General features: G+C 59.8%; 14 protein-coding genes. All 14 read left to right on the top strand.

Going from position 1 to position 12,406, the window contains the following annotated elements; translation table 11 throughout:
• The first annotated feature begins 112 nt into the window (after positions 1-112).
• The 14 genes from BN32_RS08060 to BN32_RS07995 all read left to right on the top strand — a co-directional run bounded on the left by BN32_RS08060 (position 113) and on the right by BN32_RS07995 (position 12,377).
• Positions 113-865: a biotin/lipoate--protein ligase family protein gene (locus BN32_RS08060; protein ID WP_019197644.1), complete on the top strand. Its 753-nt coding sequence runs from the start codon at positions 113-115 to the stop codon at positions 863-865.
• A gap of 7 nt (positions 866-872) precedes the next feature.
• Complete coding sequence (locus tag BN32_RS08055) at positions 873-1,430, top strand: DUF6505 family protein (RefSeq protein WP_019197643.1); 558 nt, start codon at positions 873-875, stop codon at positions 1,428-1,430.
• On the top strand, positions 1,427-2,446 hold the full coding sequence (locus BN32_RS08050; protein ID WP_019197642.1) for a DUF6352 family protein: 1,020 nt from the start codon (positions 1,427-1,429) through the stop codon (positions 2,444-2,446). Before BN32_RS08055 ends, BN32_RS08050 begins: the two co-directional genes overlap by 4 nt.
• 25 nt (positions 2,447-2,471) lie before the next feature.
• On the top strand, positions 2,472-2,981 hold the full coding sequence (locus tag BN32_RS08045; protein WP_019197641.1) for a DUF3305 domain-containing protein: 510 nt from the start codon (positions 2,472-2,474) through the stop codon (positions 2,979-2,981).
• Complete coding sequence (locus BN32_RS08040) at positions 2,978-3,685, top strand: DUF3306 domain-containing protein (protein ID WP_019197640.1); 708 nt, start codon at positions 2,978-2,980, stop codon at positions 3,683-3,685. Before BN32_RS08045 ends, BN32_RS08040 begins: the two co-directional genes overlap by 4 nt.
• Before the next feature lie 112 nt (positions 3,686-3,797).
• Positions 3,798-4,586 (top strand): molecular chaperone TorD family protein, encoded by a 789-nt coding sequence (locus tag BN32_RS08035; RefSeq protein ID WP_019197639.1) that lies wholly within the window; start codon positions 3,798-3,800, stop codon positions 4,584-4,586.
• A gap of 41 nt (positions 4,587-4,627) precedes the next feature.
• Entirely contained in the window at positions 4,628-4,855 is a 228-nt protein-coding gene (locus tag BN32_RS08030) for a hypothetical protein (protein ID WP_019197638.1), read from the top strand.
• Positions 4,856-4,868: 13 nt separating this feature from the next.
• Positions 4,869-7,835 carry a formate dehydrogenase subunit alpha gene (locus BN32_RS08025; RefSeq protein ID WP_019197637.1) on the top strand — a complete coding sequence of 989 codons (2,967 nt, stop codon included), beginning with the start codon at positions 4,869-4,871 and terminating at the stop codon, positions 7,833-7,835.
• Positions 7,836-7,849: 14 nt separating this feature from the next.
• Positions 7,850-8,446, top strand: a complete 597-nt coding sequence (fdh3B, locus tag BN32_RS08020) for a formate dehydrogenase FDH3 subunit beta (protein WP_006019899.1) — start codon at positions 7,850-7,852, stop codon at positions 8,444-8,446.
• 78 nt (positions 8,447-8,524) lie between these two features.
• On the top strand, positions 8,525-9,535 hold the full coding sequence (locus BN32_RS08015; RefSeq protein WP_040426131.1) for a formate dehydrogenase subunit gamma: 1,011 nt from the start codon (positions 8,525-8,527) through the stop codon (positions 9,533-9,535).
• Positions 9,536-9,618: 83 nt separating this feature from the next.
• Positions 9,619-10,146 (top strand): molybdopterin-guanine dinucleotide biosynthesis protein B, encoded by a 528-nt coding sequence (mobB, locus tag BN32_RS08010; RefSeq protein ID WP_019197635.1) that lies wholly within the window; start codon positions 9,619-9,621, stop codon positions 10,144-10,146.
• 6 nt (positions 10,147-10,152) lie between these two features.
• Positions 10,153-11,409 (top strand): molybdopterin molybdotransferase MoeA, encoded by a 1,257-nt coding sequence (locus BN32_RS08005; RefSeq protein WP_019197634.1) that lies wholly within the window; start codon positions 10,153-10,155, stop codon positions 11,407-11,409.
• 345 nt (positions 11,410-11,754) lie between these two features.
• Positions 11,755-11,994 (top strand): sulfurtransferase TusA family protein, encoded by a 240-nt coding sequence (locus BN32_RS08000; RefSeq protein WP_019197632.1) that lies wholly within the window; start codon positions 11,755-11,757, stop codon positions 11,992-11,994.
• Positions 11,991-12,377 (top strand): gamma-butyrobetaine hydroxylase family protein, encoded by a 387-nt coding sequence (locus tag BN32_RS07995; protein ID WP_040425570.1) that lies wholly within the window; start codon positions 11,991-11,993, stop codon positions 12,375-12,377. The genes BN32_RS08000 and BN32_RS07995 overlap by 4 nt, the downstream gene beginning before the upstream one ends.
• Positions 12,378-12,406: the final 29 nt, after the last annotated feature.

Genomic DNA, 12,406 nt, shown 5'->3' with positions numbered 1-12,406 from the left:
TGGCTATTTCAATCATATGGTGCCGCGGCAGCGGCTTGTGCAAGCACCCCGCCGCCTTGACCGGGATAGCATAGACTGCCCAAATACAAAGAGCTTAGGGAAATTTTCTACGATGATGGTTTCGCGTACGGCGCAAGCGGAACAGCCGCTCGATCTGCCTCCGGGGTACACACTCGTGTCGCTTCGCGAGTATGGCGATGCGTTTGCGCACGGCTGCACTATTGCAGCCGAAGCCGGTGCGGGAACACTGGTCTGGGTCCGGCGCTACGATCTGGTCGAGTTCGCCGTTGTGCTCGAGCCGGACGAGCCACTGACGTCGGCGCGCCGCGCCTTCTTTGCCGGCATGAACGCGATCGGGGACGCTATCGCGGTGCATTGCCCGCCGGAGCGGGAGGTGCAGTTCACCTGGCCGGACACGATCCTGTTCGACGGCGGTGTGCTGGGCGGTGGGCGGCTTGGCTGGCCAAAGACCTGCCGCGAGGATGAAGTTCCGGATTGGCTCGTGTTCGGCGTTATCCTGCGCGCCGCGGACATGGCGCATGTCGAGGAAACCGTTGCGGCGGGCGGCGTCGCCCTGCTCAACGAAGGATTTGAGATGGTCGAGACCGAAGCGATCGTCGGCAGCTTTGCCCGCCATCTCATGGCGGCGTTCGATCGGTGGAACGAGCGAGGTTTCGAGCCCATCGCGCGCGATTATCTGGAGCGGCTTACGAAGCAGACGGCCGGCCACCGGCGCGGAATCGACGTCAACGGCGATTTGCTCGTCAGTGCGGCGAAGGGGCCACCGGAGCGCAATAGCCTGCTCAATGGGCTGGCCAAGGTCGCATGGTATGATCCCGAATACCGCGCCCCGAAACTTGGGTGAGGCGGACATGTTGAAGCTGCCGCGCACCATCAGGCTCGATCCCTCGGACACATTCGTGTTCGAGCGCGCCGCTGAGCCCGGCGAATGGGCGGTGTCCGGAGCGTTCGTGTTCTGGGACAGCGATCCCGCGACGCTCGGCCAGAAACAGCGCGTCGCGCTGCGCTCCGGTTTTCTCGGTATCGACAGTCTGGGCTGGTCGACGCTCGCTGTCGTGACTGACGCAACCGAGGTCGAACGGCAGGGCGTGATAGAGCAACTGGCAGCGCAGTTGATGGCGAAGTTCGGAGCGCCGGATATCGAAGCTGCGCGTGCCGCCGCGGAGGAGGAAGTCGCATTTGCGGCCTCGCTTTGCGATCATCCACCGCAGACCTTGCTGGCTGTGCACCGGAGCGTCGAGAATGGAGAAGTCCGCGAGCGTTTCCGGACGCTGAAGCCGCGTGGGGCGGAACCGGGCGGGGATCGATTGCACACCCATGCACGCGCCTTTACCTTTCATGAGGTCGAAGGCGACGAACCGGTCGAGGAAGTCGATCTTCGCGGGCTCACAAAAACGGATCGGACATGAGAGAATTTTGGGTTGCTTCAGGCCATCACCTTACGCGCCGGGCCGATCATGGCGGGCTGGTTGCAACGCCGGAGCTGATCATGGCGTACCTGGCCCGGCCGGAGCTGATGCCACCTGATGATGCTTGCGACGCCGAGCGGAACTTGCACGCAAGCCTGCTGGCGGACCCGCTTCGTCCGGTATCGAAAGCGGATATTGCCGCACTTGCCGACGCTGATGCGCGTGAAAACTGGGCGTTTATGATGGCATTTCGCGACAAGCTGATAGCAGCACCATCGTTGGAAGCCGTGTATGTGGCGCTGGCGCGTAAGGGCGCCGGCGATCTGCCGCCGATCTTTCTTTCGCAACTGTGTCATCTGATCCTGCGAAACGCACTTGAAGGCTGCGACGATCCGTATGTGCTGCGTGCGGCCGAATTGTTCTATCGGAGCCAGAAAGCCACGATTCACGACGGCGCGCTGCTGCTTGCCGATGCCGAAGTCGTCGAGGCCCAGCATCATGCGCAGCAGGATCTTCATACCTCTCCGCTGACCGCCATGCTCCAGCCGCAGGCATTCGGCGAAATGGATGTCATGGATGACGAAAATGCCTGGACATATTGGTCGCGATCCGATGCGCATGCGATGGTCATGAATCTCGGCGGCAATCCCAAGGCGCGCGCCGCGTTGTGCCAGGTGGTCGAGCGCTGGATCGCCCATCTTCTGGGTATCGCTGTGAAGGCGGAGCCCGTCGCCTCAATTGAAGACCGCGATTGGCGGTGGTTCGTCGGCCTCGACAGCGAGGGAACCCGGATCGGCAATGCCCTCTGGAATGGAGATACGCCGAGCGCCGATGCCGCCGAGCGGATCGTGGCATTAATGCGTATGACATTCGAGGATTCCCGTTTCGTGGATGGGCGTGTTGGCAACAAGCCCGTCTACCTTATTTTAGCGATGGGCGCGGACAAGGTGGTGCGCCTGAAGCCGCAGAATCTTGTCGCGGGCTTGCCGCTTACGTCAGCGGCGAATGTTGCATGATTCACCGGCAACGGGAGGTTCAGACATGACCGAAGCGTCCCGCGAAGTTGGTGTGGTGCTCCGCCGCCGCGCGATCGACAACCCATGGATCGACCACATGTGGTCGCCCGTCACGATTCTCGATAATGTACCCGCGACCGCACCCTGGACGGTGTTATCGCAAGAGGGCGATGCGACGCTGTATTACGCGGGCGCTGGATTTATCGATCTGTTCAGCGCCGACACGGCCAACTACCGCGACAATCTTGTCGATGGATCGCCGCAAATATGGGTCGCCCTGCGGCGACAGAATGGTGGATCGGAACTCGAACTGACCAAGATCACCGCCGATCCGACCGAAGGCGAAGCGATGTTCGAAAGCGGCGCCGACGTCATCGGCACCGTGCCGATGCCGCCTGAGATCGCAGCGTGGATAGCGGCTTTTGTGGACGAGTTTCACGTCGAACATGTGTTCCATAAGCGCAAACGCGATAGGGCAAATGTCGATCGCAGGCGCAGCGAAGATCCATCCGACGGGCGGAAGGACAGCGTATGAGCCAGGACGAGAAAGATAAGGAGATAAACTTTCTTTCGCGCTGGTCGCAACGCAAGCGTGAGGCGACTCTGCCAGAGTCCGGCGGCGCGGCTGTAGAACCAAGTGGTAGCGCAGAGGCTGCCGCGGTGCCGATTGCCGAAAGCGAAGCTGCGGAAGAGCCGTTTGACCTTTCAAGCCTGCCAAAGCTGGAAGATGTCACGGAAACCACCGATATCACCGGCTTCCTGCGTAAAGGCGTGCCTGAGAGTTTGCGGAACGCGGCCTTGCGAAAATCCTGGGCGCTGGATCCCGCGATCCGCAATTATGTGAATCCTGCGCTGGATTATGCGTACGACTGGAACACGCCGGGCGGCGTCCCCGGAAACAGCGAGATCGCGGTCGGCACCGATATCGCGAAAATGGTTTTGCAGATTATGGGCGGCCACTCTTCCAGCGATTCGCAAGCCTCGGACATCCCGCTGCATAATGACGCAGCCGATGCTGGCGAATGCGATCCCAATATTGGTGCATCGCAAAATGAGCGCACGGATTTGCCACTCCAACAAGTGAGATTGTCCAGTATCGGGACGATCTCAACGGCCGCCACGGCTGATTTTGAACAGGCTGAACATGGTCGGGTTGCGAAAGAACGTGCAAGTGAGGGCATATCTAGTGCGCCGCAACATCAGGTCCGGCGACATGGTTCTGCAAAACCAAGGATTTAGACAAAAGTTTTTGAGGCATAGGACGAACCTATGATACTAATTCGAACTAGAATAATTCTAGGAAAGCAGATGCCTGATTTGAAGGCACGGGTGGGGGAACTCGGTTCGCACTATGCGGGACTCAGGACTAGAGCAGGCAATCGAGGCAGCAGGCGGCATCGCCTCCCTGGCGAGAGCTATTGGAATTGCACAGCCCTCAGTTTCGGCGTGGTCGCGTATTCCGGCTGAGAGAGTTCTCGCCGTTGAGTCTTTGACAAAGGTCCCCCGTTTCGTTCTCCGCCCCGACATCTACGGATCAGCCGGGGATCATATGTTAACAAAATCAGACATCGACGAAGTCGATCAGCTTCGCGCTGCGGAGTACGGCTTGCTTTCGCTGCTGTTGGGCAAGGCGCCCTCTGTGGATACGCTGTCCAAGATTGCGATGCTGAAAGGCGATGCGTCCGATCTCGGCATGGCGCATATCGAACTCGCTGCGGCGGCGACGGAGTTCGACGAGCGCGCAGTCGCCAAGGAATTTTTCGATCTGTTCATCGGACTCGGGCGAGGGGAGTTGTTGCCTTATGCCTCGTACTATCTGACGGGCTTCCTGCACGAGCGGCCGCTCGCGCGTGTCCGCGAAGATTTCGATCTCTTGGGAATCGAGCGCGCCGGCTCGGCGCGTGAGCCGGAAGATCACATCGCGATTTTGCTTGAGGTCATGGCCGGTCTCGCGCGAGGTGACTTCGAAACGGACTTCGCAGCGCAGGCGCGATTCTTCGAGCGGCATCTGAAACCTTGGGCCGCGCGGATGTTTGCGGATCTCGAAATTTCGCAATCCGTTAAATTCTATCGTGCAGTTGGGCGCGTTGGCCGCATCTTCATGGAACTGGAATCCGAGGCTTTCACGCTGTCTGAGTGACGTGAGGGCGGACTGGAAAATTGACTTGGAAGGAGACCGCGATGAGTAAACCGTTCAAGAGCAAAGCATCCCCTGACAAGCGGCAGGATGCGAAGAGGTTTGATCGTCGCAGTTTCTTCATGATGGGCGGATCGGCTGTTGCCGCGGCCGCGATTGTGCCGATAGCCACCGAGGCGGAGGCAGACGAATCTCAGGCCGAGCGGGTCAAGGCTCGCTACAAGGCGGATTCGCCGGACGTTAAAAACTACTATCGCGTTAACCGTTATTGATGGAAGCACGCACATGTTGATCAAGCGAAAAGAAGGATCTGCCGGTCGCGCGCGCTTGCAGGGCATCGCCGCGGGCCTCGCTTCCGGTGTTCTCGATCGCCGAACCTTCCTGCGCCGCTCAGGCCTCGTTGCGGGCGCAGGCGCCGCTGTCGGATTGATGCCGCTCGGATCGGTGCGCAAGGCGCAGGCCGGGCCGAAAATTGTTGGCGCACCGACCGAAATCAGGAAGAACATCTGCACGCATTGTTCGGTGGGCTGTACGGTCATCGCCGAAGTGCAGAACGGTGTCTGGGTCGGTCAGGAACCAGCGTGGGACAGCCCGCTCAACCGTGGCTCGCATTGCGCCAAGGGCGCGTCGGTTCGCGAACTGGTGCACGGCGACCGCCGCCTGAAGTACCCGATGAAGCTGGTCAACGGCGAATGGCAGAAGATCGGCTGGGATCAGGCCATCAACGAAATCGGCGACAAGATGCTTGAGATCCGCGCCAAGTCCGGCGCCGATTCGGTTTATCTGCTGGGCTCGGCAAAGTTCTCCAACGAAGGCGGTTATCTGTTCCGCAAGTTCGCCGCGTTCTGGGGCACCAACTCGATCGATCACCAGGCGCGCATCTGTCACTCGACCACGGTCGCGGGTGTTGCCAACACCTGGGGCTACGGCGCGATGACGAACTCCTACAACGACATCCGCAACTCAAAGACTATCGTGTTCATGGGATCGAATGCCGCCGAAGCGCACCCGGTTTCGCTCCAGCACATTCTGACGGGCAAAGAAATCAACCGCGCCAACGTTTTCGTGCTCGATCCGCGGTTCACACGCACTGCTGCGCATGCGACCGAATATGTACGATTCCGCTCCGGTACCGACATCGCGGTGATCTGGGGCATGCTGCACCACATCTTCGCCAACGGATGGGAAGACAAGCAGTTCATCGCCCAGCGCGTTTATGGCATGGATCAGATCCGCGCCGAGGTTGCGAAGTGGACTCCGGAAGAAGTCGAACGCGTAACGGGCATTCCCGGTGAGCAGGTGAAGAAGGTCGCCGAGACCTTCGCCAAGCAGAAGCCGTCCACGTTCATCTGGTGCATGGGCGGCACGCAGCACACTGTCGGCACGGCGAACGTTCGCGCGTATTGCAACCTTCTGCTCGCGACCGGGAACGTCGGCGTTTTCGGAGGAGGGGCCAACATCTTCCGCGGTCACTGCAACGTGCAGGGCGCGACCGACATCGGCCTCGATATTACCTCGCTGCCGCTCTATTACGGTCTGGTCGAAGGCGCCTGGAAGCACTGGGCTCGCGTGTGGGAAGTTGAGTATGACTATCTGCAGGCGCGGTTCGACGAAGTGCCGGCCAAGGCCGGGCGTCCGGCCCGTACCCGCAAGCAGAACATGGAGTTGCCGGGGATCCCGTGGACCCGCTGGTTCGATGCGACGCTTGCCAAACCGGATGACGTCGATCAGCGGGATACCGTGAAGGGCGTGGTCATCATGGGACACGGTGGCAACACCATCCCGCGCATGACCGAAATGGTGAAGGGCCTTGAAGCTCTCGAATTGCTCGTGGTCGCGGATCCGCATCCCACCACCTTCGCGGCGATCTCCGACCGCAAGAACGGCACGTATCTGCTGCCAGCCTGTACGCAGTTCGAGACGTCGGGCTCGCGCACAGCGTCGAACCGTTCGCTCCAGTGGGGCGAGCAGATCGTCAAGCCGATCTTCGAATCCAAGGATGACTACGAAATCATCTATCTGCTTTCGAAGAAACTCGGATTCGCCGACCCGATGTTCAAGAACATCAAGGTCGAGAACAATCATCCGTCGGCCGAAGACCTGCTGCGCGAAATCAACCGAGGCGGCTTCTCGACCGGCTATTCCGGCCAATCGCCAGAACGGCTCAAGGCGCACATGAAGAACCAGGGCAAGTTCGACCTGGTGACGCTGCGCGCCAAGGCGGACGAACCTGAAATAGGCGGCGACTATTACGGATTGCCGTGGCCTTGCTGGGGCACGCCGCAGATCAAACATCCGGGAACACACACACTCTACAACACCAATCTTCATGCCAAGGACGGCGGTGGTACGTTCCGTGCGCGCTTCGGCGTGGTGTACGAGGAGAAGCAGCCAGACGGCTCGGTGAAGAACGTCAATCTTCTGGCCGAGGGCTCCTACAGCAAGGGCTCGGAGCTGACAGATGGTTATCCCGAGTTCACCTATGGTGTGCTGAAGAAGCTCGGATGGGACAAGGATCTCACCGAGGCCGAACTCGCCACCATCAACAAGATCGGCGGCAACAATCCGGATGGCGTCGGCTGGGCGGTCGATCTGTCGGGCGGCATCATCCGCGTTACGCTTGAGCACGGCGTAATGGCCTATGGCAACGGCAAGGCCCGCGCGGTGGCGTGGAATTTGCCGGATCCGGTGCCAGTGCATCGCGAGCCGATCTACACGCCACGTCCTGAACTGGTCGCCAAGTATCCGACACGTCCGGACGGACGCCAGTTCCGCATGGCCAATCTCGGCTTTTCGATTCAGAAGGCGGCGGTGGACAAGGGACTTGCCAAGCAATTCCCGATCATCCTCACATCCGGGCGCCTCGTGGAATACGAAGGCGGCGGCGAAGAAACGCGGTCGAACCGCTGGCTTGCCGAATTGCAGCAGGACATGTTCGTTGAAGTGAACACGTCCGACGCGGCCGAGCGCGGCATCAAGGACGGCGGTTGGGTTTGGGTCACAGGACCGGAAAACGGATCGAAGGCGCGCGTCAAGGCGCTCGTTACCGATCGCGTCGGCAAGGGCGTGGCATTTATGCCGTTCCACTTCTCCGGCTGGTTCCAGGGCGTCGATCAGCGCTCCAAATACCCGAAGGGAGCTGACCCGATCGTGCTCGGCGAAAGCGTGAACACAATCACATCCTACGGCTACGACCCGGTCACAGGTATGCACGAGGGCAAAGTGACCCTGTGCCAGATCCAAACGGCGTGAGAGGAGAATAAACGATGGCTCGCGTCAAATTTCTTTGTGATGCCGACCGTTGCATTGAGTGCAACGCCTGCGTGACCGCCTGCAAGAACGAACATGAAGTGCCTTGGGGCATTAACCGCCGCCGCGTCGTCACCATCAACGACGGCAAGCCCGGTGAGCGCTCGGTGTCCATGGCCTGCATGCATTGCACCGACGCGCCTTGCGCAGCGGTCTGCCCGGTGTCGTGCTTCTACACCACGGCAGACGGTGTGGTGCTTCACTCGAAGGACCTCTGCATCGGATGCGGATATTGCTTCTACGCATGTCCCTTCGGTGCACCTCAATATCCGAAGGTCGGAAACTTTGGCTCGCGCGGCAAGATGGACAAGTGCACCTACTGTGCGGGCGGTCCGGAAGCTGACAACTCGCCGGCCGAGTACGCCAAATACGGCGCGAACCGTCTTGCCCAAGGCAAGCTGCCGATCTGCGCCGAGATGTGCTCGACCAAGTCATTGCTTGCCGGCGACGGCGCCATCATCGCGGAAATCTACAAGGAGCGGGTGATGAAGCGCGGCTACGGTTCGGGCATGTGGGGCTGGAAGACAGCCTACAGTGATTCACCGACTGGTTAGCGCGCGTTGCCCGGGGCCCTAACGGCCTTCGGGCAACGTTCGAAGTTGCTCTTGATTGAAAACTGGAAGGTCGTGCCGATGTCGATCTCGCTCTCAACCCTCAAAACCTTGTGTGTCGCGATCGCGTTGCTGTTTGTGCTCGCGCAGCCAACAGCGGCGCAACTGTCCTTCAAGCCTACCGCCGATGCTGTGCATGAAGACCAGCTACTCAAGGCGCTGAAGGAAGGCGACAAGATTACGGGGCGGATCACCATTCCCGATCCGATGGCGTCGAGTCTGATCCAGCCTGCTGGAAAGGACTGGCGCGATTTCCAGCGTCATCAGCTCCCCATCATTGGCGGCGTCGCTATCATTGGAATGCTTGCGTTGCTAGGCATCTTCCTGATGATCCGCGGCCGGATTCGCGTGGAGCACGGCTTCTCAGGTGTCAAGATTCTCCGCTTTGCGAGCTTCGAGCGTTTCACGCATTGGTTGACTGCAAGTTGCTTTATCATTCTGGCGTTGTCGGGCCTGAATATCAGCTTCGGGCGCGTGCTGATCCTGCCTGTGTTCGGCCCCGAGGCGTTCTCCACGCTGACGTCGTGGGGCAAGATCGCCCACAACTATCTCGCATTCCCGTTCATGCTGGGTCTCGTGATCATGTTCCTGATCTGGATCAAGGATAACATCCCTGGAAAGGTCGATCTGCAATGGGTGAAGCAGGGTGGCGGCATTCTGAACAACGGCAAGCACCCACCAGCCAAGCGCTTTAACGCCGGTCAAAAGGGAATTTTCTGGATCGTTATCATTGGGGGGGCGCTGATGTCGTTGTCGGGCTGGTTCCTGCTGTTCCCCTACATTCCTGCCAATGTCACAGCGTTGCAGTTCTGGACCGTCATTCATGCCGTGATCGCCATGCTGTTCATCGCGGCCATGCTCGCCCACATCTATATCGGTTCAGTGGGCATGGAAGGCGCGTTTGACGCGATGGGCACCGGCGAAGTGGATCTCAACTGGGCGAAGGAGCATCACTCGCTCTGGGTTGAGGAGGAGCAGACCAAGGGCCGGGCTCCCGACACCGGCAGTCCCCGGGCCATGCCAGCCGAATAATTCAAGCTATCGATAGGGCTCATATCTATATAAAGGGACTGTCCGGCACAGCTGGGCGGTCCCTTGATTTTTCGGAGTTCGGAATGAGGGTGATAGGTCTTTCGGGGTGGAGCGGGGCAGGCAAAACAACGCTGCTCGCGCGCCTTATCCCGCATCTGATCGCCGATGGCTTGCGTGTCTCGACGATGAAGCACGCTCACAGCAATTTCGATGTCGATATTCCCGGCAAGGACTCGTGGCTGCATCGGCAGGCCGGCGCGACCGAAGTTCTGGTCTCGTCCGGGCGTCGTTGGGCGTTGATGCATGAACTACGCGGTGCACCGGAACCGCCTTTGGCCGAGTTGCTCGCAAAGATGTCGCGTGTGGATTTGCTGATTGTCGAGGGTTTCAAGGCGGACCGGCACCCCAAGATCGAGGTGCATCGCGCGGCGAACGGCAAGCCGCTGATGTTTCCAAAGGACCCGACCATCGTTGGCATTGCCGCCGATATCATGGTGAATACGGAACTGCCCGCCGCCCATCTCGATGACATTCCAGCCATCGCGCGCATTATGCGGGCGGCTGCAGTGCGGATCGAAGATGTACTTGCCCACGAGGCGGCCGGAGCCTGATCACCGATGGCACAACTCTCGGATGACTGCTTCGCGTTTGGCGGACCGATGATGTCCATCGATGAAGCTGTCGCCACTATTGCGGCGCGAGTCACTGCAGTTGCAGACACAGAATGGGTCGATCTCGTCGAGGCCGACGGTCGCGTCCTCGCATTCGACGTCATGGCGCCGTTGGCTCTGCCGCCATTCACCAATTCAGCCGTTGACGGGTATGCTGTGCGCAGCAGCGACCTTCCGCTTGAAGAAGAACAAGCGTTTCCGGTATCCGGGCGCATTCAGGCGGGCGCGTTAATTTCAAGCGCTATCGTACCTGGAGAAGCGGTTCGCATTTTTACCGGTGCCCCGATGCCCGCGGGCGCCGACACTGTGTTTATGCAGGAGGACGTTCGGATTGACGAGGCAGGCAAAGTTATTTTGCCGCCGGGTCTCAAAGCCGGCGCCAATGTCCGTCCAGCCGGCGAGGATATTCCGGAAGGTCATCCGGCGCTGCCCGCAGGGCGGTTGTTGCGACCTCAGGATATAGCACTCTTGGCGGCACTCGGACTGACGCGCGTTGAGATGAAACGCCGACTCCGTGTTGCGGTGTTTTCGACAGGAAATGAAGTGGTGCCGCCCGGCACACAGCGGGGGGCTGCACAACTCTTCGACTCAAATCGCTTCATGCTTACGGCAATGTTGAAGCGGCTCGGCTGTGACGTCAGCGATCTCGGTATTCTGCGTGACGATCGCGCTTCTCTTGCGTCCGGTCTGAAAGACGCAGCAACTCGTCACGATTTGATCCTCACATCGGGGGGCGTCTCTACGGGGGAAGAGGATCACGTCAAAGCCGCAGTCGAGAGCGTGGGTACTCTGGTGCTTTGGCGCATGGCAATTAAGCCGGGGCGCCCTGTGGCGATGGGCATTATTGGCGGTACGCCGTTTATCGGGCTGCCGGGAAATCCGGTGGCAAGCTTTGTGACGTTTACCTACGTCGTCCGTCCGACAGTCCTGGCGCTTGCCGGTACGGCACAACGAAACCCGGTGCCGATGCCTGTGCGCACGGCCTTTACCTACGCCAAGAAAATCGGACGCCGCGAGTATGTCAGGGTGAACCTGCGCAAAGCTGCCGACGGCATGCTGGAGGCGGTGAAATTCCCGCGAGAGGGTGCAGGGCTTCTCTCTTCCCTCGTGGATACAGATGGCCTCGTTGAGCTCGGCGAAGACATCACGTCAGTGAAGCCCGGCCAGATGGTCGGGTTTCTGGACTATTCAAGTCTGGTCTAGTGATGTTAGCCCGGTCCTATCAAGTTATGGCCGGGATCACCCACGCGAGCTCCACTGGTCGTGAATGCGACGTAACCAGGCTCCTGAAACTTATTGAGGAGCACCGACACCGCGGCAGCGGAGAGGCCCGCGAAAATCAATGCGACGATAAAAATTCTCATGGCGTTCCCCAGCAATCATTCCGTCCGTCTATTTTATGGGCGTCGGTACTGCGCAAAGCAAGTTACCCGTTGTCGCGCTTTCGTCGCAGAGTGGCCTTGGAAAGGAGTTTTGAAAATGATGCAGTGCGAGAGGTCGCGTCTGTTCCCCGTTGACGCTGGATTGAGCCTCCGCCATTGAAGAAGCATGACCATGACCAAGCTCGATCTGACCGGTCTTAAGTGCCCGCTGCCGGTGCTGAAGACGCGAAAGGCGCTGAAAGCTTTGCTCGCGGGCGACCGGCTTGAGGTGCATTGCACCGACCCGTTGTCTGTCATCGACATTCCCAACCTGATCCGGGAAACCGGTGATCGCGTTGAGATCACCGAACGCGCCGAGCAACGCATCGTGTTCATAATCGAGAAGGTGGACGGAGCACCCGCTTGAGTGGCCCTGAAACTTCGCCGGCCTGGCCGGTCGAAATCCGGCTTGCCAAAGACAGGCGCTCTATGACCGTCGCCTTCGATGATGGCCAGAGCTTCACTTTCTCCGCGGAACTGCTCCGAGTGACCAGCCCTTCGGCCGAGGTACAGGGGCATTCCGAGGCGGAGCGGAAAACCGTCGGTGGCAAGCGCAACGTTGCCATTCTTTCCGTCGATGCCGTCGGAAACTACGCGGTGCGGATCGGCTTTGATGACATGCACAACACCGGCATTTATTCTTGGACATTCCTGCACGATCTCGGGATCAACGCCGAGCTTCGCTTTCAAAACTATCTCGATGATCTGGCCGCCAAGGGCCTAAGCCGCGACAAGCCCGGCGTCCGCTAGCTTTCGTTATCCAGGCTTGGTGTGCCGGG

Source organism: Afipia birgiae 34632 (assembly GCF_000308295.2).
In the GTDB taxonomy this organism is placed as follows: domain Bacteria; phylum Pseudomonadota; class Alphaproteobacteria; order Rhizobiales; family Xanthobacteraceae; genus Afipia; species Afipia birgiae.
The sequence above is the reverse complement of the archived record's forward strand: the minus strand, read 5'-3'. Positions and strand labels throughout refer to the sequence as shown.

What these genes read in the sequence shown, in the direction of transcription:
- BN32_RS08025 (WP_019197637.1), top strand. Translation starts at nt 4,869, where the DNA reads ATGTTGATCAAGCGAAAAGAAGGATCTGCCGGTCGCGCGCGCTTGCAG.
- BN32_RS08045 (WP_019197641.1), top strand. Translation starts at nt 2,472, where the DNA reads ATGACCGAAGCGTCCCGCGAAGTTGGTGTGGTGCTCCGCCGCCGCGCG.
- BN32_RS08030 (WP_019197638.1), top strand. Translation starts at nt 4,628, where the DNA reads ATGAGTAAACCGTTCAAGAGCAAAGCATCCCCTGACAAGCGGCAGGAT.
- fdh3B (WP_006019899.1), top strand. Translation starts at nt 7,850, where the DNA reads ATGGCTCGCGTCAAATTTCTTTGTGATGCCGACCGTTGCATTGAGTGC.
- mobB (WP_019197635.1), top strand. Translation starts at nt 9,619, where the DNA reads ATGAGGGTGATAGGTCTTTCGGGGTGGAGCGGGGCAGGCAAAACAACG.
- BN32_RS08000 (WP_019197632.1), top strand. Translation starts at nt 11,755, where the DNA reads ATGACCATGACCAAGCTCGATCTGACCGGTCTTAAGTGCCCGCTGCCG.
- BN32_RS08035 (WP_019197639.1), top strand. Translation starts at nt 3,798, where the DNA reads ATGCGGGACTCAGGACTAGAGCAGGCAATCGAGGCAGCAGGCGGCATC.
- BN32_RS08005 (WP_019197634.1), top strand. Translation starts at nt 10,153, where the DNA reads ATGGCACAACTCTCGGATGACTGCTTCGCGTTTGGCGGACCGATGATG.
- BN32_RS08050 (WP_019197642.1), top strand. Translation starts at nt 1,427, where the DNA reads ATGAGAGAATTTTGGGTTGCTTCAGGCCATCACCTTACGCGCCGGGCC.
- BN32_RS08055 (WP_019197643.1), top strand. Translation starts at nt 873, where the DNA reads ATGTTGAAGCTGCCGCGCACCATCAGGCTCGATCCCTCGGACACATTC.
- BN32_RS08040 (WP_019197640.1), top strand. Translation starts at nt 2,978, where the DNA reads ATGAGCCAGGACGAGAAAGATAAGGAGATAAACTTTCTTTCGCGCTGG.
- BN32_RS08015 (WP_040426131.1), top strand. Translation starts at nt 8,525, where the DNA reads ATGTCGATCTCGCTCTCAACCCTCAAAACCTTGTGTGTCGCGATCGCG.
- BN32_RS08060 (WP_019197644.1), top strand. Translation starts at nt 113, where the DNA reads ATGATGGTTTCGCGTACGGCGCAAGCGGAACAGCCGCTCGATCTGCCT.